The following is a 19,426-nucleotide window of genomic DNA, read 5'->3' on the forward strand; positions in this document are numbered from 1 at the left end:
GCACCCGCCGGAAAATGAGGGGCGCTCGCGCTCGTCCCCACGTAGCGTGCGCCTTCATGACTGTGATCGTGCGCGCCCTGCGCCCCGACGACCGGGCCGACGTCGAGGCCTTCGCCCGGGTACGGCACCTGGCCCTCCCTCACATCCTGTGGACCCCTGACGCCATCGTCCACAACCTCGCCCACACTCACCCCGACGCGCGTTTCGTCGCGCTCGTCGCCGAGGAGGACGGCGAGGTCATCGGCACAGCGCAGGTGCAGTTGGCGTACGACAGCCCGGAACCGGGCCTGGGGATGCTCAACATCTACGTGCACCCGGACAGGACCCGCCGCGGCGCCGGGGGCCTCCTGGTGCGCACGGCAGAGGCACACCTGGTCGAGCACGGCGCGACGAAGCTGTACGCCTGGGTGCTGGACGAGCCCGCCAACCGGGCCTTCGCCGAACGGCACGGCTACGGCGCCAGCCGCTCCGCCCACTTCCTCCGTCTGGACCTGACCGGCGGCACGCTGCCGCCGCTCCGAACCCCTGCGCCCGGCGTCGAGTTGCGCAGCGCGGCCGACTTCGCGGACGATCCGCGCCCGCTGTTCGAACTGGACGCGGAGACGGCCCGGGACGAACCGAGCGACGTGGACACCGAGTTCACCGACTACGAGAACTGGATCGAGGAGAGCTGGAAGCACCCGCTGCTCAACCGGGAGCTGACCAAGGTCGCGCTCGTCGAGGGCCGCCCCGCCGCGTTCAGCCTGGCCTGGACGGACGTCGCCACCGGCCGCTACGCCACCGCCATGACCGGCACCGCCCGCGCCTTCCGCGGCCGCGGCCTGGCCAAGCTCGCCAAGAACGCCTCCCTGCACGGCGCCCGGGCCGCCGGCTTCACCGAGGCCCTCACCGGCAACGACGACGGCAATGGCCCGATGCTCGCGATCAACAAGTGGTTCGGGTACGAGATCTGCGCGACGGAGGTGCGCCATGTCCGCGAACTCGGCTGATCCGAGCGGCCAGTTGGAGGTCGTCCTCGTCAAGGCGGGGCGTACGAAGATCCGTTACGCGGCCGACCTGATCGGCGACGACGGCACGCGCATCGCGGTCCACGCCCCCTGGGCGGGCGAGGGCGTCCGCGACTTCGGCTTCGTCCGCTTCGAGAAGGGCGACGTCTTCACCGAGTACTACTGGCGGGACCGCTGGTACGCGGTGAAGGAGGTCCGTGACTCCGCGGGTGTGGTGAAGGGCTGGTACTGCGACATCACCCGCCCCGCCGTGCTCTCCGGCACCGAGTTGATCGTCGAGGACCTCGACCTGGACCTGTGGCGCTCCGCCGACGGTCAGGACGTACTGCGCCTGGACGAGGACGAGTTCGCCGAGAGCGGTCTGGCGCAGCGGGACCCGCAGGCCGCGGCCGCCGCCGTGGCCGCCCTGGACGAGCTGGAGAGGCTGGCCCTCCATGGCGGCTTCGACGCCCTCCTGACCTGAGGAACTCCCAGGAGGGCGGCCGTCAACAGCGCGCGCGTCCGGGGCTCACACCAGTGCTACCACCGCGTACCGCTCGTCCGCCACCTCCTTCCCCCACAGCACCGCGTCCTGCGACAGTCCCTCGACGCGCAGGTCCGCGGTGAGCGGGGTGAGGAGGTCGGTGAGCCGGCCGGCGGATATGCCGACCGGGCTCACCGTGCCCCACACGCCCTCGACCAGCACGAGCCGGCCGCCCGGGCGCACCAGTTCGCGCCAGTGCCGCAGGGCCCTGCCGGGGTCGGGGAGCGCCCACAGCACGTGTCGTACCAGGACGACGTCGAAGCGCTGCTCCCCCACCGGCGGTGCCGTCGCGTCACCGACGAGGAACACCGCGTCACGCCCGGCGAGCTTCGCTCTCGCGAGGTCGACCATGGCCGGCGACAGGTCGACGCCGGTGACGCGGTGTCCCTGCTCCGCGGCGAGGAGCGACAGGCTGCCGGTACCGCAGCCGAGGTCGAGGACGTCGCTCGTCCGCGCGGGCAGCCAGGAGACGAGCCGGCCGGCCCAGGCCTGGCGCACTTTCGGGTCGCGCAGCCCGTGATCCGGTTCGTCGTCGAAGGAGGCGGCCCGCGCGTCCCAGTCGGGCCGCTCGGCATCCGCCCCGGTCAGGCGCTCGATGTCATCCGTCATGCGCCCCAGAGTGACACGCGCCACTGACAGTCGAATCGTGACAGCCGCCACTGACAGACCCGGACCGATGAGTCACTCTCCCGAAAAGGGTCTACCTCCGTGCGAAGACGGGAACTGGGTAGACACCGAAGGAGGCAGTTATGCGCCGGACCACTGTGCAGAAGCCCCTGAGCAGGACGGACTCCCGCAAGGTCCGCGAGGAGGCCGACGAGCGTCCTGGCGGACGCCCGGAGGTCCGCAAGGACATCGCACGCACGTGGTGGCCGGACGGCTGACGGCAGTCAGTCCAGCCGCTTGCGGTAGTGGATGCGGTCGTAGGGACCGGTGACCCGGCGCCCCACGATCTCGTAACCGAACTTCGGATAGATCTTCTGGTTCTCCCACATCATGGCGTTGGTGTAGAGCCTGACCTCGCGCAGTCCGAGCGCACGCGCCCGTGCGTCCACGAAGCCCAGCAGCCGTCGCCCCACGCCGCCGCCGTGCGCGTCGGGGTGGACGGCGATGCTGTCGAGGAGCAGGTGGTCGCCGTTCTCCTCCAGCACGACCAGGCCGATGACGGGGTCTCCCGTCACGAACACCTTCCCCGCGGCCACGTTCGCCGCGTGGTCCGCCTCCATGGGCACCGGCACCACCCCGATCCGCTCGATGTAGTGGTGGTAGGCGGCATCGGTCACGGCTTTCACGGCCGGTACGTCGGCGGCGACGGCAGGCCGGATCTCGTGCTCTTCCATGCCGCGCACGGTACCTACCTGATCCCAGTCTGAGCACTCCCTTAACGCCACCATAAGGATCTCCACCACCCGCCCCCAGCAGGCGATTCCACGGTTTCTTGGGGCTAGCTTCTGATCGCGCCCCACGGGATTCACCCCCACGGGACCCACCCCACGCGTCAGGACCGTCCCGAGGAGATTCCGCATGCCCGCACGCCGCCGCACGGTCGCCGTCGTCGCCGCCCTCGGTGCCGCCCCGCTCGCCCTGACCTGCCTCGCCGCCGCCCCGGCGTCCGCGCACGGCACGATGGGTGATCCGGTCAGCCGGGTCTCGCAGTGTTACGCGGAGGGCCCGGAGAGTCCGAAGTCGGACGCGTGCGGGGCCGCGATCGCGGCCGGCGGCACCCAGGCGCTCTACGACTGGAACGGCATCCGCATCGGTGACGCGAACGGGCAGCACCAGGCGCTGATCCCGGACGGCAGGCTGTGCAGCGCGAACAACGACGAGTTCAAGGGGCTGGACCTGGCCCGCGCCGACTGGCCGGCGACGAGGGTGAGCGCGGGCTCGTACACCTTCAAGTACCGCGTGACCGCGCCGCACAAGGGCACGTTCAAGGTGTACGTCACCAAGGCGGGCTACGACCCGGCGCAGCCACTTGCCTGGTCCGACCTGGACCTGCGGCACCCGGTGGCGACGGTCACCGACCCGGTCGCGTCGGGCGGCTTCTACACGTTCTCCGGCACGCTCCCCGCGCGCTCGGGCAAGCAGCTCCTGTACGCGGTCTGGCAGCGTTCGGACAGCCCGGAGGCCTTCTACTCCTGCTCGGACGTCACGTTCGGCGGGAGCGACGGCAGCACCGGCGGCGGTGCGCAGGGCGGTGCGGGCGGTGGCGCGACAGGCAGTTCGTCCCCGGCACCGACCGCCTCCGCCCCCTCCGAGGAGCAGATCGAGGAGGGTGCCGACAAGTCGAAGGTCGGTCACCACGGTCACGGTGACGCGGACGTCGGCGCATCGACGGGCCCGACGACCGTCGCCGTGGCCGTGGCCGTGGCCGACGAGCCTCAGGTGGCCGGCGCTTCGGAGAGCCTCGCCGAGACGGGTGGCGACGACAGCACCCCGTACATCGCCATCGGCGGTGCGGCCGCCCTGGCCCTCGGTGCGGCGGCCCTGTTCGCCTCCGTCCGCCGCAGGGCGACCGGCGACAGCGGACGGCAGGGCCGCTGACCGGGCCGAAAAGCGCGGGGCCTGTCCGGCGGCTCAGGTCGGACAGGCCCCGAGAAGTGCGTCAGCTCAGCGCCGACGCACAGGTGGTGGCGGTGGCATGCGCCGGATCCAGGGAGTTGGCCACCTCGTGGAAGACGATCCGGTCGGTCAGCCCGATCAGGGCGTGTTCGGAGAAGTCGACCGCGCACAGGTTCTGCAGCAGCACGTTGCGCACGTCGGAACCGCTCAGGTACTGGCTGCTGTACGGCGTGACGACCTCGTCGTACTTGGTGGCGATGACCGTGTAGTGGACGCCGGGAACGGTGTCGCCGCCCGCGTTGAGCTTGGTGAGGAACGCGGAACCGACGATCTGGTCGGCCAGCCCGGGCGTCGATGCGGAGATCCAGTCCGCGGCGCCGGGGAAGTACGGCAGCAGGTTGGTGAGCCCGTCCAGGTCGGTGCCGTGGTTGTCGGGCGCGATGCCGACGAGGGCGTTCACCTTGGGGGCTCCGCCGAGGAACCTGAGGTAGTAGCGGGGCATCATGCCGCCCTGCGAGTGACCGACCAGGTCGGCCTTGGCGGCGCCGGTCGCGGCGAGCACCTTGTCGACGTATGCGGAGAGCTGCTCTGCCGACTTGTCAATGGGGCCGAGGCCGTAGAAGACGGGGACGCCCGGCAGTTGGCCGTAGTCGAGGGAGAAGACGCAGTAGCCGCGGTCCTCCAGATAGGGCGCGAGGCCGAGCCAGTTGTCCACGGAGTTGGCGAGGGTGCCGTGGACCAGGACGACGGGGCGGGGGTGGGTGGCGGAGGGCTTGCAGGAGTAGTCGTTCCAGCCGTGTGACGAGGTCGCGGCCGCGTGGGCGGTCGTGGCGGGGACGGTGGCGACGGCTGCGGTCATCAGCAGCGCGGCCAGGGGTCTGAGCACTCGTTTCCAGGGCAGCATCGTGTGATCTCCTTGCGGCTCAAGGGAGTTGCGATGGCCTTACGCCCTGTGATCCGGATCACGAAGGATGCTGTTCACTCGTCAAGTTACGGACGAGTAGCCCAAGTGTGAAGTTACGTGTCAGTAAAAACTTCCAGTGGTAACTGACTCCGCAGTAGACGCTGACGAAGCGTCACCAGGCGGGCCTGATGGGGCCATAGGGCGCAATGCGCGCCAACTGATCGCGCAGCGCCCGCACTTCACCCTCCCCGAGCACTCCCGCCCACCCCCGCACGACCGCGGCGGCCGCCTCCTCCGCAGCCCTGGTGCACGCCCACCCCCGCTCGGTCAGCACGACCAGCCGGGCCCGCGCGTCCACGGGATGCGCCCGGCGCTCGGCATACCCCTTCCGCACGATCTCGTCGACGAGCTGACTGGCGGCCTGCTTGGTCACGCCGAGGTGGGCGGCGAGCTCGGTGACGGTCGCACCGTCCGGGGCGAGCCGCGCGAAGGCGAAGCCGTGCGCGGGCCTGAGCCCCTCGAATCCACGGGCGACGACACCCTCATGGATGCGCTGGGTGAGCTCACCGGCGACGGCGAGCAGGGCGGCGGACAGGGCCATGGCCTCGGAGTTGTGCACGGAGGCATTGAAACACCCTTGACGAATTGGTCAAGCAGCTTGACCATATAGTCAAGCGGCTTGACCATACGACGCCGACGCCACTCCCGAACCCGGAGGCCACCCATGCCCGTCATCCGCACGTCCGATGCCGTCACCCACGAGATCCACGGCGCCCGCTTCGTCTCGTACGCCACCCCGCTCAGCGGGAGCAAGGAGCTGTGCGCCTGGCGCGGTGAGATCCCTCCCGGCACCGAGGCACCCGTGCACACCGTCACCCGAGAGGAGATCTTCCACCTCCTCGTCGGCGAACTGTTCATCACCCTCGACGGCCGCACCGACCGCATCACCGCGGGCGACACGGTCATCGTCAACCCGGGCGCGACCCTCGGCGTCGAGAACCGCACCGATCAGACGGCGATCTCCTGGGTCACCACCTCCATCGGCCTTGAGGCCGAACTGGCCGACGGCACCCGGATCACTCCGCCCTGGGCCAACTGAGCCCTACGCCGCCAACGTCCCCGGCATCACAGCCCCCGGCCCGAACTTCGCCCGCACCCGGTCCGCGGCCTCCTCCATACGGCGGAGTTTCTCGTCGGCGGGGTCGAAGGTGAGCTGGTGCGAGGCCTGTTCGGCGGGTGTGAGGGATTCGGCGCGGAGGGTGAGGTTGCGGACGCGGGCGCGCTGGAGGCCGAGGGCCTCGTACATGTCGTAGGCCGCCCCGGCCAGTGCGGCCGAGTGGGCGGTCGGTTCCTTGAGGGTGCGGGTGCGGGTCGTCGAGGAGCGGTCGGCGTAGCGGACGGTGAGGGTGAGGGTGCGGCAGACCTTGTCCAGGGCGCGGAGGCGGGTGCCCAGTTCCTCCGCGGCGGAGAGCAGCGCGCGACGGTGCCGGTCCGGGGACAACTCGTCGCGGGTGAAGGGGCGTTCGGCGGCGAGGGAACGGGCGACGCCGTTCGGGACGACCCGGCCGCGGTCGACACCGTTCGCCTTCTCGTGCAGTTCGCGGGCCGCCCTCGCGCCGATCAGCCGCTGCAGCGTGGACAGCGGTGCGGCGGCGACCTGGCCCAGTGTGCCCAGACCGTACTCGCGCAGGGTGCGTGCGGTGGCCGTGCCGACGCCCGGGAGCGCGGTGACCGGACGGTCCGCGAGGAACGCCGCGATGCCGTCCGGATCGCCGGGGACCTCGCACGTCAGCCCGGGGCGGGCGTCACTCAGGGCCACACGGGCCAGCATCGGGCCCGGCCCGGCGCCGATCACGCAGTCGACACCGTGCAGGGCGAGGGCGCGGACGCGGATCACCGCCGCCAGTTCGATCGCGCTGCGCCCGAAGTACCGTTCGGCGCCCCGCAGATCGGCCAGCGCACCGTCCGGCGGCAGCGCCTCCACGACGGGAGTGAACTCCTCGAGCAACCCGAGCAGCCCCGGCAGAGCGGCCTCGCGCGTAGGAGGCAGCTGGAAACGTACGCACACGATGGTCATCCCGCACTCCCCGGGCTCTGGTGCCACAACTTCCGTACCTGCGAAGGATCTTGACCGGCGGGCCGCAGATCGGCCCACGGGTTCATCTCGTATCCGGTGGGCATGTGGATCCGCCGGCCTCGTGCCGGATCTCCGCCCGCCCCTTCCGGCACGGGTTCCGCCAGCCGTGCCGCCACCTCGTCGAGGCCGCCCTCGGCGCGCAGCTCGACCAGTTCGGCGAGGTTCCAGGCGGCGGCGCCCACCACGCTGAGACTGCGCGGGCCGCGCCGCTGCACCACCCCGCGCACCAACAGCAGCCAGGAGTGGAAGACGGTGTGGGCGCAGGCGTCGTGGGAGTCGTCGAAGAAGGCGAGGTCGACCAGGCCCGTACCGTCGTCCAGGGTGGAGAAGATGACCCGCTTGCCGGAGCGGATCGGCGGCGTCTGGGTGGCCGCCTTAGCGCCCGCCACGAGGACCGTCTCGCCGTGCCGGGCCTCGCGCAGCCGCCGTGCCGACAGCACGCCCAACTCCTCCAGAAACTCCCGATGGTCGTCCATCAGATTGCGCGAGGCGTCCATCGACAGCACCCCCAGTTCGGCACTCAGCTTCTCGGCGTCGGACAGATCCGGCAGCCCCGCCGGCGCCGTCTTCCGCCCACCTCCCAGCGGGAGTTGGCCGCCGCCCGAACCCCCTGAACTCCGCCGCAGCTCGGTCAAGTGCAGTTGCAGATCACGGCGGTTGGCGCCGAAGGCGTCCAACGCGCCGACCTGGGCCAGCCGTCCGGCCAGCGGTCTGCTCGGACGTGCCCGCTCCCAGAAGTCCAGCAGCGAGGCGTACGGCTGCCCCTCCGCGATCCGCGCCGCCTCGGCCTCGCTGATGCCGTACACGTCGGAGAGGGCCAGCCGCAGCCCCCAGACGCCCGGCCCCGATTCCGACCCCTCTGATTCAGACACCAGTTCGACACGATGGGCGACCGCCGACCGGTTCACGTCCAACGGCAGGACCGGCACCCCGCGCCGCCGTGCGTCCGCCAGCAGCAGCCGCTTCGGATACATCCCGGGGTCGTGCGTGAGCAGCCCGGCGTAGAAGGCAGCCGGATGATGGGCCTTCAGCCACGCCGACTGGTACGTCGGCACGGCGAAGGCGACCGCATGCGCCTTGCAGAAGCCGTAGCTGCCGAACGCCTCGATGATCTCCCAGGCCCGCTGAATCGTCTCCACGTCATAGCCGTTGGCCGCCGCGTGCTGCGCGAACCACACCTTGATCCGCCCCTGCGACTCCGGGTCGGACAGCCCGCGCCGCACCCGGTCCGCCTCCCCCCGCCCGCAGCCGGCCATGATGGCGACGATGTCGATGATCTGCTCGTGGAAGACGACGACCCCGTACGTCCCCTTCAGCGGCTCCTCCAGATCCGGATGCGGATACCGCACCGGCGCCCGCCCGTGCCGCGCCTCGATGAACGGCCGCACCATGTCGGCGGCGACCGGTCCGGGCCGGAACAGCGAAATGTCGACGACGAGGTCATGAAAGGTGGCCGGCTGCAGCCGCCCCACCAGATCCCGCTGCCCCGGCGACTCGATCTGGAAGCACCCCAACGTCTCGGCGGAACGGATGAGCCGATAGGTCGCCGGATCGCCGCCCCGCAACGCATCCAGGTCGATCCGCTCCCCCGTCGCCCGCTCCACCTCAGCGACCGCGTGCGCCATCGCCGACTGCATCCGCACCCCCAGCACGTCCAGCTTGAGCAGCCCGAGGTCCTCCACGTCGTCCTTGTCGAACTGCGACATCGGCAGGCCCTCGCCGCTGGTCGGCACGACCGGCGTACGGGACAGAAGGGAGGCGTCGGAGAGCAGCACCCCGCACGGATGCATGGCGACTCCGCGAGGCAGGGCGTCAAGAGCCTCGACCAGCTCCCACAACCGCCCGTACCGCTCCTTCTCCCTCGCCAGCGCCCTGAGTTCGGGCAGTTCCTCCAGCGCCGCCCGGGCATCGCGCGCCCGGATGTGCGGGAAGGACTTGGCGACACGGTCGATCTCGGCCGGATCCATGGACAGCGCCGCCCCCACGTCACGAATCGCGTGCCGGACCCGGTACGTCTCCGGCATGGCGACGGTCGCGACCCGCTCCTCGCCGAACCGGCCGATGATCGCGCGATAGACCTCCAGCCGCCGCGCGGACTCCACATCGATGTCGATATCGGGCAGCACCACCCGCTCCTTCGACAAGAAGCGCTCCATCAGCAGCCCGTGCTCAACCGGATCCGCGTTCGCGATGCCCAGAAGATGGTTCACCAACGAACCCGCGCCCGAGCCGCGAGCGGCGACCCGAATCCCCATCCCCCGTACGTCGTCCACCACCTGAGCGACCGTCAGGAAGTAGGAGGCGAAGCCGTGGTGGGCGATGATGTCCAGCTCCCGGTGCATCCGCTCCCAGTAGGCGCGCTTCCCGGAGTGGCCGTGCGCCACCATCCCGGCCGCCGCCCTCGACGCCAGCGCCCGCTGGGCGGTGCGGCGGCCGGCGCCGACGAGGTGCGGCTCGGGGAAGTGGACGGCGCCCATGCCGAGGTCGTCCTCGGGGTCGACCAGGCACTCGGCGGCCGTCGCCCGCGTCTGCTCCAGCAGGCGGTATGCGGTGTCGCGCCGGTAGCCGACGGCCTCGACGATCCGCTCGGCTGCGTCCAGCATGGCGCCCGCGTCCTTGAGCCAGGCCTCCCCGGAGTCCAGTTCCTGCCCCGGGTCGACGGGGACCAGACGGCGGGCCGCGTCCAGGACGTCGGCGACCGGGCCGAGGCCGGGGTCGGCGTAGCGCACGGCATTGCTGAGCACCGGCCGGATCCCCTGCTCGGCGGCGAAGCCCACGGTGCGGGCGGCCAGCCGCAGTGAGCCGGGACCGGTGCCCTTGCGCCCGTGCCAGACGGCCTCCAGGCGCAGGGCGTCGCCGTAGACCTCACGCCAGGGCGCGAGGAGTTTCCCGGCTCGGTCCGGACGCCCCGCGGCCAGCGCGCGGCCGACGTCGGAGTCGGACCCGAGCAGCACGGTCAGGCCGTCGGCGTGGTTGCTGCTCCAAGCCAGCCGAGGCGCACCCTCGGCGCCATGGGCGGCCGTGACGAGCCGGCACAGGTCGGCCCAGCCGCGGGCGCCATCCCGGGCGAGGAAGGTGACGCGGGGTGTCGACTCGTCGATGAAGGCGCCGCCACGCACAGGGGTGCGGCGCCTTTCCCGCCGTACGGACTCGCGTACGGGCTGCTCCACCGCCAGGTCCGCGCCGAACAGCGGGCGGACGCCCGCCTTCGCGCAGGCCTTGGCGAAGCGGACCGTGCCGGCGAGGGTGTCGCGGTCGGTGAGGGCCAGGGCGTCCATACCCCGCTCGGAGGCACGCTCTGCCAGCCGCTCCGGATGCGAGGCCCCGTACCTCATGGAGAACCCGGAGACGGTGTGCAGATGCGTGAAGCCGGACATCCACACCCCCATCCTCGAACACCAGTTCCCAACTACCTCACCCCCACCATAGACCAAAAATCGAATACATGTACGACAGCCGTTCGGCCCTCTCCCACCTGCGGAAACGTCCACCGCCTCGGACTGTGGGGACATGACACAGAGGAGCTTTCTCGCCGAGGTGACGGACGCGGTCACCCCGCGCACCACGCTGCTGGTCATCGGCGTGATCGCGCTCCAGCTGCTGTTCATCACCTCCTATGTGGGGGCGCTGCACGACCCGAAGCCCAAGGACGTGCCCTTCGGAGTCGTCGCGCCCCGGGCCGCGGCCGAGCAGGCGGTGACCCGGCTGGAGCAGCTTCCGGGGTCCCCACTGGACCCGCGTGTGGTGGCCGACGAGGCGACGGCCCGAAAACAGATCCTGAACCGGGACATCGACGGGGCACTGATCATCAACCCGGCCCGGACGACCGACACGCTCCTGGTCGCCAGTGGCGGCGGCACCGTCCTCGCGACCACCCTGGAGCGATACCTCACCCTCCTGGAGGCCTCCCAGCAGCGGACCGTCCGGACGCTGGACGTGGCCCCGGCCTCCTCCCAGGACTTCGACGGGCTGTCCTCCTTCTACGCGGTGGTGGGCTGGTGCGTCGGCGGCTACCTGTGCGCCTCGGTCCTGGCGATCAGCACGGGCGCCCGCCCCGCCAACCCGCGCCGCGCGACGATCCGACTGACCGTCATGGCATTGGTCTCGATCATCGGCGGACTCGGCGGAGCGATCATCATCGGCCCGATCCTGGGCGCCCTGCCGGGCAGCGTGATGGCCTTCTGGGGACTCGGCGCCCTGGTCACCTTCTCGGTCGGGGCGGCAACCCTCGCCCTCCAGGGAGTCTTCGGGATCGCCGGCATCGGCCTGGCGATCCTGCTCGTGGTGATCGCGGGAAACCCGAGCGCCGGCGGCGCCTTCCCGCTTCCGCTGCTGCCGCCGTTCTGGAAGGCGATCGGTCCCGCGCTGCCGCCGGGCGCCGGCACATGGGTGGCCCGCTCGATCGCGTACTTCCAGGACAACGCCACGACGGGCGCCCTCCTGGTCCTGTCGGCCTGGGCGGCGGCCGGAATCGTCATCACACTCCTGGCAGCAACCCTGCGCACCAGACGCCAGGCCGCCGACCTACCACCACAGCCGCCGTAAGCCCGCAGGGCGCCAGTAGACGTACGGCGTATGCATGACCGTCAGTCGCCCACGACGGGAAGGGGCCCCGGCCCCGACTCCCCCCACCCCACAGGCACTACGCGCACCCCCACCACCCGCACAGGCGCCGCAGGCGTACGCCCCTCCAACCGGCACCCGCACGCGAAAGTCCCGCCCCTCGCGCGCGGGGCGGGACTTCACACAACCGGCGTGACGCTCAGCCGATCTCGGCACCGAAGGTCGACAGCGCCTCGGTGACCGGCTGGAAGAAGGTCTCCCCACCGGACGTGCAGTCACCGCTGCCACCGGACGTGAGGCCGATCGCCGCGTCGCCGTCGAAGAGCGAGCCGCCGCTGTCGCCGGGCTCGGCGCAGACGTCGGTCTGGATGAGGCCGTTGACGATGTCGCCGTTGCCGTAGTTCACGGTGGCGTCCAGTCCGGTGACCGTGCCGCCGTGCACCTTGGTGGTGGAGCCGCTGCGGGTCACCTTCTCGCCCACCGTGGCGGCGGCGGCGTGGGTGATGGCCTGCGAGGAGCCGTTGTAGAGGTCGACCTCACTCGGGTGAGCCACGCCGGAGGTGTACTTGACCAGGCCGAAGTCGTTGCCCGGGAAGCTGGACTGCTCGTTGGTGCCGATCTGCTTGCCGCTGGAGTCGGACCAGGTGGAGATGGCCTCGGTGCAGTGCCCGGCCGTGATGAAGTACGGCTGGCCGCCCTTGACCACGTTGAAGCCGAGCGAGCAGCGCCCGCCCGAGCCGGAGATCGCGTCGCCGCCCGCGATGAAGGGCTTGAACTCCCCCTTCGTGCGCTGGACTTCGGCCACCGAGCCGAGTCCGTCGACGACCTTGGTCAGCTTGGCCCACTCGGCCTTGGTGACCGTACGGTCGGCGGTGACGACGACCTTGTTGGTGGTCGGGTCGGTCACCCAGGAGGTGCCGGGGATGGTCGCGTCCTGCTTCAGCGTCGCGTGGGCGCTCTTGAGTTCGGCGAGGGAGTTCTCGACGATTCTCGCCTTGGCGCCGGCCGCCTCGACGGTTTTGGCGGCGGTCTTGTCCAGCACGTTGACGACGAGGCTCTTGGCCTTCGCGTCGTAGAACGTGCCCGCCGCGTCGGTGCCGAGGTCCTCACCGAGGGTCGAGGCGAGCTTTCCGGCCGCCGTGACCGACAGGGTCTGGGGCGCGGAGGTCTTCGGGGCCTCGCTGGCGTTCGCGGTCTGGAAGGTGACTGCCGCGGCGACCAGCGCGGCGATGCCCGCACCTGCCACGGCCACACGTCGCTTGGGTATGCGTCGGTGCTTCAACTCGCGTCCTCCTGTGGGGGGTCGGCCCGCGAGATTGTGGGGATCCCGCGAACCGGAAGGCGTTGAACTGCGCCTACTATCCCGAGACCGACAGGGAGCACACAAGGGCTTCTTCAGGACGCGCGTAGAACGCGTCTTCGCGCGCCCCTCACTTTTGACAGTCCACGGTCACCCCACGTCTTCGCTCTGCAAACACTACGAGCGAGTAGCCTGTGCGCACTCTGTGAGGTCTAGTCCTGTCCGGATTTCGACCCTCCGGGTTCCGGATCCAAGCGGGCCACGGGAGAAGGCAGTTGCTCCTGCACCGATTGCTGCACCGGCTGCTGCACCGGCTGCTGCACCGGCTGCTGCACGACCTGCTGCGGCGCCACGGTGTTCTGCTGCGCCCGCTCCAGGAACCGCAGCAACTCCACCGGGAACGGCAGAACGAGCGTGGAGTTCTTCTCGGCGGCGACCGCCGTCACCGTCTGCAGCAGCCGCAGTTGCAGCGCGGCCGGGGTGTCCGCCATCTGCTGGGCCGCCTCGGCGAGCTTCTTCGACGCCTGGAGTTCGGCGTCGGCGTTGATGACCCGCGCGCGCCGCTCACGGTCGGCCTCGGCCTGCCGGGCCATGGAGCGCTTCATCGTCTCGGGCAGGGAGACGTCCTTGATCTCGACCCGGTCGATCGTCACACCCCACTCCACGGCCGGGCTGTCGATCATCAACTCCAGGCCCTGGTTGAGCTTTTCGCGGTTGGACAGCAGATCATCCAGCTCACTCTTGCCGATGATGGACCGCAGCGAGGTCTGCGCCATCTGCGCGACCGCGAACCGGTAGTCCTCCACCCGGACGATCGCCTCGGACGGCCCGGTCACCTTGAAGTAGACGACCGCGTCCACCCGCACCGTGACGTTGTCCCGGGTGATGCCCTCCTGTGCGGGCACGGGCATGGTCACGACCTGCATGTTGACCTTCTGGAGCTTGTCCACGAACGGCACGATCATCGTGAACCCGGGCTCCCGCACCTCGGATCGGAGTTTGCCGAGGCGGAACACCACACCCCGTTCGTACTGCTTGACGACCCGTGCGGCCGCCATCGCGTACACCACACCGGCGGACGCGAGGGTCACTCCCGCCGCCACCAGCTCCTCGACCATGCCGGCCCCCAGGGTCCGAAGTGGGCGTATTACAGAGGAGTTCCGCCTGTACGTCGAAGGTAACTCCGAGGCCCGGACAAGGGCGAGCCCCCGCACGACAGTTGCCTGCGGGGGCTCGTCTTCTGCCGGCTACCGCTGCCCGCTGCCTGTCACAGGCCGCGGGCCGCAGACCGGAGACCGGAGACCTCTTCGAGGTCGACCCGGCCGGCCCGTCAGCCGATGCTCACGCCGTAGTAGCTCAGCGCCTCGGTGACCGGCTGGAAGAAGGTCGTGCCGCCGGAGCTGCAGTTGCCGCTGCCGCCGGAGGTCAGACCGTAGGCCACGCTGCCGCCGTACAGGGGTCCGCCGCTGTCGCCGCCCTCGGCGCAGACCGTGGTCTGGATCATGCCGTAGACGACGTCGCCACTGCCGTAGTTGACCGTGGCGTTCAGGGCGGTGACCCGGCCGCTGTGGGTGCCGGTGGTGGAGCCGCGACGGTAGACCGTCGTGCCGACGCTCGGAGTGGCCGCGCCGGAGATGGTCTGGCTGCCGACCGCGCTCGGGTGCGCGACCGAGGAGTTGGTGTAGCGCACCAGCGCGAAGTCGTTGGTCGGGAAGCTGTAGCCGACGTTGGTACCCAGCACCGTGGAGTGGCCGGAGTTGGAGTACCAGGTCGAGGCGACCTCACCGCAGTGGCCGGCGGTCAGGAAGTAGTACGTGCTCCCGCTGTGCACGTTGAAGCCGAGCGAGCAGCGGTAGGAGCCGCCGTAGATGGCGTCGCCGCCGGTGATCAGCTTCTTGAACGTGCCCGGGGTGTGCTTGATGGTCAGGGCACCGGCGTTGCCGCCGGCCTGGCTCTTGATCTTCGCGATCTCGGCCTGGGAGACCGTGCTGTCGACGGTGACGACGACACGGTTGGTCCTGCTGTCGACGGCCCAGGCGGTGCCCGGCACGTCGGCCTTCAGCACCGAGGCGTTGGCGCTCTTGAGCTGGGCGGTACTGAAGGGGGTGGCGGTGGACGCGTTCGCGCTGGGGACCGCGATCGCTGCGGCGGCCACGAGTCCGGTGCTGACGGCGATCAGCCGGGTCCGTCTCGCGATACCGCTGCGGGGGGTTGTGCGCTTGATCCTCACGTTCGTTCCTCCCAAGGGGAAGTAAGGGGCCCGCGTGGGGTCGGGGCCCGTGAGGCGCAGCCGGGGCACTGATCGTCCGGATTCCGGACACGCCGTGCCCCTGACAAGCGCTTGCGGGGAGTATTCGGCCGAACGGCCGGTAGGCGCAAGGGCGCCTTTCGGCCGTAGACCTTTGAACGAACCATGGGTTTTGGCCATACATGCCTGGTTCAGACCAAGTTGCGCTCCCCCGCCTCGACCGCGATGTCCAGGGTGTTCCCGGGCGGTGGGAAAGGGCAGATGAAGTGGTCGGCGAAAGCACACGGCGGCAGCAGGGCGCGGTTGAGGTCGACGGTCGTACGGCCCTCGGCGTCGGGAGCGGCCGGGTGGAGGAACCGGAACCGGTAACTGCCCCTCCCGCTGGACGCGTCGGCGAAGACCGCCCACAGGACGTCACCCTGGACCGTGACCTGGAGCGTCAGCTCCCGCCCGTCGAGTTCGAAGGCCAGTTCCCCGCCGAGCCCGAGTCCGCGCTCGCGTCCGTCCGCGTTCTCGACGCGTACGGTGCGGTCCTCGCCGTACCGCGTGAAGCGCCCCGGCACCGACCAGCGCGGGTCGTAGGGCGTGGCCTCGATGCCGTTGAACGCCCGGCGTGCCGCGGAGTCGGGGTCGAAGTCGCGTACGCCCCATACGCCTTCGCGGACCAGCACGACCAGCCGGCGTCCGCCGTACGCCACACGCGCCTCGGCCACCGGGCCGGCATCGGCCGCGAGCCGGACCTCACCGGAGAGGACCTGCCCGTCCACGGTCAGGCCGTCCCTCTCGTCGGCGCCGAGCACCACCGAGTCACCGTCGGCCGCCCAGATCCCGGGGATGTCCGGAAGTCGCCCGTCCGGATAGTCCTCGAACCAGTACGTGCCGGTCAGTGCGAGCGGCCCGTAGGGCGCCGAAACCGTCTCGGCGCGGTGCTCCTGCCATTGCTTCCATGCGTCGGACGCGTCCGAGGTCATGCGATCAGTCCTGTCGTCATGTGGTCAGCCCTTCCGGACCGGGTCGGGCAATCCGAGATGTGAGCGCAGGGTGGCGCCCTGGTATTCCGTGCGGAACGCGCCGCGTTCCTGGAGCAGCGGCACCACCTTGTCGACGAACTCGTCGAGTCCGCCCGGGGTGATCAGCGGTTGGAGGATGAACCCGTCGGCGGCGTCCCGCTGCACGAACTCGTCGAGTTCGGCGGCGACCGCCTCCGCGGTGCCGACGAAGGACTGCCGGCCGCTCGCCTCGATCACGGTCTGCCGGATGGACAACCCCTTCTCCTTCGACAGGGCCCGCCACTTCTCGGCGATCACGACGCTGTCGCCGCGCCGGGTCCGGCCCTGGCTGATCCCCGGCTCGGCCACCGGGTCGATCTCGGGGAGGGGCCCGTCCGGGTCGTACGAGGACAGGTCGACCCCCCAGATCTGCTCCAGCGCGAGGATCGCGTTCTGCGGGGAGACCTGTTGGCGCCGGATCCGGTAGGCCTTCTCCTGCGCCTGTGCCGCAGTGTCGCCGAGGACGAAGGTGACGCCTGGCATGATCTTCAGATCGTCCGGGCCGCGGCCGTACTTCTCCAGGCGGCGCTTGACGTCGGCGTAGAAGGCGCGCCCCGCCTCCAGCGAGCCGTGCCGGGTGAAGACCACGTCGGCCGTGGCGGCGGCGAACTCCCGCCCCTCGTCGGAGTCCCCCGCCTGGATGACGACGGGGTGCCCCTGCGGTGAGCGCGGCACGGTGAACTCGCCCGCGATGTCGAAGTGCCGCCCGCGGTGCGCGAAGGGGCGGGGGATGCCGTCGGCGGTCCAGGAGTCCCACAACTTCCGTGTCACCTGGACGAATTCGGCGGCGCGGGTGTACCGGTCGGCCCGGTCGAGGAAGCCGCCGCGCCGGAAGTTCTCGCCGGTGAAGGCGTCGGAGGAGGTCACCACGTTCCAGGCGGCCCGACCGCCGCTGAGGTGGTCCAGCGTGGCGAGTCTGCGGGCGAGTTCGTAGGGCTCGTTGAAGGTCGCGTTGACGGTGGCGGCGAGTCCGAGGTGTTCGGTGACGCCGGCGAGCGCGTTCAGCACGGTGAGCGACTCGGGGCGTCCCACCACGTCCAAGTCGTGGATGCGGCCCTTGTGTTCGCGCAGCCGCAGGCCTTCGGCAAGGAAGAAGAAGTCGAACAGCCCGCGTTCGGCGGTGCGGGCGAGGTACTCGAAGGACGAGAAGTCGATCTGTGACTTCGAGCGCGGATCGGCCCATACGGTGGTGTTGTTGACGCCGGGGAAGTGCGCGGCGAGATGGATCCGTCTCCGCGAAGGCCGTCGTACGGTCATGACGTCGCCCCTGTCCATGACGTCGCCCCTGTCACGGCGTACCGGTTGGCGGGTTTCGCGAGGCCCAGGTGCTCCCGAAGTGTGCTGCCCGGGTAGAACGTGCGGAACAGGCCGCGGTGCTGGAGCAGGGCCACGGTCCCGTTGACGAGCCGCTCCAGGTCTCGGCGCGGCTCGGTGGGCGTGAGGTGGAAGCCGTCGACGACGCGGTTGGTGTGCCAGGTGGCGATCAGCTCGGCGAGGTCCACGGGGCCGCCCCGGTACCGGGGGCCCTGCGCGCTCTGCCGGGGGCCGCCCCCGCCGTGGCCCGGCTCGGCCGCGTGCTCACCGTCACCGAGGTCGACGAGGAGGCTCGCGAGGACGCGCAGGCTGTCGGGGTTGCGCCCGAACTCCGAGGCGGTACGGCGCAGTTGCTCCCGTACGGCGGCGGCCTGTGCGGCGCTTGCGACCCGTACGAGGGCCACGTCGGCGTGGCGCGCCGCGGTGCGCCGGGCGTGCCCCTCGGTGGCGTCGATCACGCGCACGGGGTGGCCCTGCGGGGGACGCGGCACGATGGAGGGGCCCTTCACCGAGAAGGTGGTGCCGGTGAAGTCGACGTGGTGCAGCTTGTCCCGGTCGATGAACCGGCCGGTCGCCACGTCCCGTATCTCGGCGCCGTCCTCCCAGCTGTCCCACAACTGGTCGGCCACCTCGGCGACTTCGCCCGCCTCGTGCCACAGCTCGTCGACGGGCGCCGCGTGCCGGCGGCCGAAGAGGCGGGCCTCGCCCTCCGTGGTGGACACGTCGATCTGCCAGCCGGCCCGGCCGCGGCTGACCCAGTCGAGGGTGGCGACGGCGGCCTGGACATGGAAGGGCTCGGTGTGCGTGGTCGTGACGGTGGGCACCAGGCCGATGCGGGCCGTGGCGGGGGCGATGCGGGACAGGACGGCTAGGGCGTCGGGTCCGGGGCGGGCGAAGGTGTCGCCCAGCGTCACGAAGTCGAGTCCGCCGCGCTCGGCGAGCCGTGCGCGTTCGACGTAGGAACCGGCGTCGTACGCGCCTTCCTGATCGAGGGCGGCGGCCAGGTGCAGCAGCCCCCGGCCGTGCGATGAGGTCATGTGGGGGATCCCTTCAGAGAACCTTGGAGAGGAACGCCCGCGTGCGCTCCTGTTGTGGCCGGTCCAGTACGTCCTCCGGCGTGCCCTGCTCGACGATCCGCCCGTCGTCCATGAAGACCACCGTGTCGGCGACCTCGCGGGCGAACCCGATCTCGTGCGTGACGACGATCATCGTGGTGCCCTGTCCGGCCAAGTCCCTTATGACGTCGAGTACTTCACCGACCAGCTCGGGGTCGAGCGCCGAGGTCGGTTCGTCGAAGAGCAGCAGCTTCGGCTCCAGGGCGAGGGCCCGGGCGATGGCGACGCGCTGCTGCTGGCCACCGGAGAGCTGCCGGGGATAGGCGTCGGCCTTGTCCGCGAGGCCGACCCGCTCCAGCAGCCGGCGCGCGCCGGCCATCGCCTCCTTCCGGGGCCGCTTCAGCGCGGAGACCGGCGCCTCGATCACGTTGTCCAGCACGGTCAGGTGCGGGAACAGATGGAAGTTCTGGAAGACGAAGCCGATCCGCGTGCGCTGCTTGAGCACCTCGCGCTCGGGCAGTTCGTGCAGCTTGTCGCCGGAGCGCCGGTAGCCGATCAGTGTGCCGTCCACGCTGATCGCGCCGTGGTCCACCTTCTCCAGATGGTTGACGGTGCGCAGCAGCGTCGACTTGCCGGAGCCGGACGGGCCGAGGACGACGGTGACCTCACCGGTGCGCACCTGAAGGTCGATGCCCTTGAGGACTTCGAGCGAGCCGAAGTTCTTGTGGACGGACCTGATGTCGACCATGACGCTCATCGCGGGG

General features: G+C 70.6%; 19 protein-coding genes. 6 read left to right on the forward strand and 13 right to left on the reverse strand.

Annotated elements, in window-relative coordinates; translation table 11 throughout:
* The first annotated feature begins 56 nt into the window (after nucleotides 1–56).
* The gene (locus tag OG870_RS10155) at nucleotides 57–989 is read left to right on the forward strand and encodes a GNAT family N-acetyltransferase (protein WP_266511545.1); all 933 of its coding nucleotides are present in this window, start codon (nucleotides 57–59) and stop codon (nucleotides 987–989) included.
* On the forward strand, nucleotides 970–1,470 hold the full coding sequence (locus OG870_RS10160) for a DUF402 domain-containing protein (RefSeq protein WP_266585710.1): 501 nt from the start codon (nucleotides 970–972) through the stop codon (nucleotides 1,468–1,470). Before OG870_RS10155 ends, OG870_RS10160 begins: the two co-directional genes overlap by 20 nt.
* 45 nt (nucleotides 1,471–1,515) lie before the next feature.
* On the opposite strand, the gene OG870_RS10165 is transcribed toward OG870_RS10160, so the two are convergent.
* Entirely contained in the window at nucleotides 1,516–2,139 is a 624-nt protein-coding gene (locus tag OG870_RS10165) for a class I SAM-dependent methyltransferase (protein WP_266585709.1), read from the reverse strand.
* Nucleotides 2,140–2,279: 140 nt separating this feature from the next.
* Between OG870_RS10165 and OG870_RS10170 the strand changes: the two genes are divergently transcribed.
* On the forward strand, nucleotides 2,280–2,414 hold the full coding sequence (locus tag OG870_RS10170; RefSeq protein WP_266511554.1) for a hypothetical protein: 135 nt from the start codon (nucleotides 2,280–2,282) through the stop codon (nucleotides 2,412–2,414).
* A 6-nt stretch (nucleotides 2,415–2,420) separates the two neighbouring features.
* Here the strand turns inward: OG870_RS10170 and OG870_RS10175 are convergent, their stop codons facing one another.
* The gene (locus tag OG870_RS10175; protein ID WP_266585707.1) at nucleotides 2,421–2,870 is read right to left on the reverse strand and encodes a GNAT family N-acetyltransferase; all 450 of its coding nucleotides are present in this window, start codon (nucleotides 2,868–2,870) and stop codon (nucleotides 2,421–2,423) included.
* Between the two features lie 184 nt (nucleotides 2,871–3,054).
* On the opposite strand from OG870_RS10175, the gene OG870_RS10180 reads away from it, so the two are divergent.
* Nucleotides 3,055–4,074 (forward strand): lytic polysaccharide monooxygenase auxiliary activity family 9 protein, encoded by a 1,020-nt coding sequence (locus OG870_RS10180; RefSeq protein ID WP_266585705.1) that lies wholly within the window; start codon nucleotides 3,055–3,057, stop codon nucleotides 4,072–4,074.
* 61 nt (nucleotides 4,075–4,135) lie between these two features.
* Here OG870_RS10180 and OG870_RS10185 read toward each other — a convergent pair whose 3' ends face one another.
* Nucleotides 4,136–4,996, reverse strand: a complete 861-nt coding sequence (locus OG870_RS10185) for an esterase/lipase family protein (RefSeq protein ID WP_266511563.1) — start codon at nucleotides 4,994–4,996, stop codon at nucleotides 4,136–4,138.
* Between the two features lie 172 nt (nucleotides 4,997–5,168).
* Nucleotides 5,169–5,615, reverse strand: coding sequence for a MarR family winged helix-turn-helix transcriptional regulator (locus OG870_RS10190; RefSeq protein ID WP_266585703.1), 447 nt, complete (start codon nucleotides 5,613–5,615; stop codon nucleotides 5,169–5,171).
* A gap of 105 nt (nucleotides 5,616–5,720) precedes the next feature.
* Here OG870_RS10190 and OG870_RS10195 point away from each other — a divergent pair, with 105 nt between their 5' ends.
* The gene (locus tag OG870_RS10195; protein WP_266585702.1) at nucleotides 5,721–6,095 is read left to right on the forward strand and encodes a cupin domain-containing protein; all 375 of its coding nucleotides are present in this window, start codon (nucleotides 5,721–5,723) and stop codon (nucleotides 6,093–6,095) included.
* Between the two features lie 3 nt (nucleotides 6,096–6,098).
* Here OG870_RS10195 and OG870_RS10200 read toward each other — a convergent pair whose 3' ends face one another.
* Together OG870_RS10200 and OG870_RS10205 are read right to left on the reverse strand one after the other, a co-directional pair.
* Nucleotides 6,099–7,073: a DNA polymerase Y family protein gene (locus tag OG870_RS10200; RefSeq protein ID WP_266511571.1), complete on the reverse strand. Its 975-nt coding sequence runs from the start codon at nucleotides 7,071–7,073 to the stop codon at nucleotides 6,099–6,101.
* Nucleotides 7,070–10,510, reverse strand: coding sequence for a DNA polymerase III subunit alpha (locus OG870_RS10205; protein WP_266585700.1), 3,441 nt, complete (start codon nucleotides 10,508–10,510; stop codon nucleotides 7,070–7,072). Before OG870_RS10205 ends, OG870_RS10200 begins: the two co-directional genes overlap by 4 nt.
* Nucleotides 10,511–10,643: 133 nt before the next feature.
* Between OG870_RS10205 and OG870_RS10210 the strand changes: the two genes are divergently transcribed.
* Nucleotides 10,644–11,678, forward strand: a complete 1,035-nt coding sequence (locus OG870_RS10210; RefSeq protein ID WP_266585698.1) for a DUF3533 domain-containing protein — start codon at nucleotides 10,644–10,646, stop codon at nucleotides 11,676–11,678.
* A 217-nt stretch (nucleotides 11,679–11,895) separates the two neighbouring features.
* Here the strand turns inward: OG870_RS10210 and OG870_RS10215 are convergent, their stop codons facing one another.
* The 7 genes from OG870_RS10215 to OG870_RS10245 form a co-directional block, all read right to left on the reverse strand.
* A complete protein-coding gene (locus OG870_RS10215) occupies nucleotides 11,896–12,978 on the reverse strand; it encodes a S1 family peptidase (RefSeq protein ID WP_266511580.1) in 1,083 nt (360 codons plus the stop codon).
* A gap of 230 nt (nucleotides 12,979–13,208) precedes the next feature.
* A complete protein-coding gene (locus tag OG870_RS10220; RefSeq protein WP_266585696.1) occupies nucleotides 13,209–14,114 on the reverse strand; it encodes a slipin family protein in 906 nt (301 codons plus the stop codon).
* A gap of 212 nt (nucleotides 14,115–14,326) precedes the next feature.
* Nucleotides 14,327–15,226 carry a S1 family peptidase gene (locus tag OG870_RS10225; protein WP_266585694.1) on the reverse strand — a complete coding sequence of 300 codons (900 nt, stop codon included), beginning with the start codon at nucleotides 15,224–15,226 and terminating at the stop codon, nucleotides 14,327–14,329.
* Between the two features lie 209 nt (nucleotides 15,227–15,435).
* Nucleotides 15,436–16,215: a DUF1684 domain-containing protein gene (locus OG870_RS10230; RefSeq protein WP_266585692.1), complete on the reverse strand. Its 780-nt coding sequence runs from the start codon at nucleotides 16,213–16,215 to the stop codon at nucleotides 15,436–15,438.
* A 24-nt stretch (nucleotides 16,216–16,239) separates the two neighbouring features.
* Nucleotides 16,240–17,550, reverse strand: a complete 1,311-nt coding sequence (locus tag OG870_RS10235; protein ID WP_266588500.1) for an NtaA/DmoA family FMN-dependent monooxygenase — start codon at nucleotides 17,548–17,550, stop codon at nucleotides 16,240–16,242.
* The gene (locus tag OG870_RS10240; protein ID WP_266585691.1) at nucleotides 17,547–18,644 is read right to left on the reverse strand and encodes an LLM class flavin-dependent oxidoreductase; all 1,098 of its coding nucleotides are present in this window, start codon (nucleotides 18,642–18,644) and stop codon (nucleotides 17,547–17,549) included. The genes OG870_RS10235 and OG870_RS10240 overlap by 4 nt, the downstream gene beginning before the upstream one ends.
* Nucleotides 18,645–18,657: 13 nt before the next feature.
* Nucleotides 18,658–19,419, reverse strand: coding sequence for an amino acid ABC transporter ATP-binding protein (locus OG870_RS10245; protein WP_323178388.1), 762 nt, complete (start codon nucleotides 19,417–19,419; stop codon nucleotides 18,658–18,660).
* Nucleotides 19,420–19,426 lie beyond the last annotated feature (7 nt).

This window comes from Streptomyces sp. NBC_00461 (assembly GCF_036013935.1).
GTDB lineage: Bacteria > Actinomycetota > Actinomycetes > Streptomycetales > Streptomycetaceae > Streptomyces.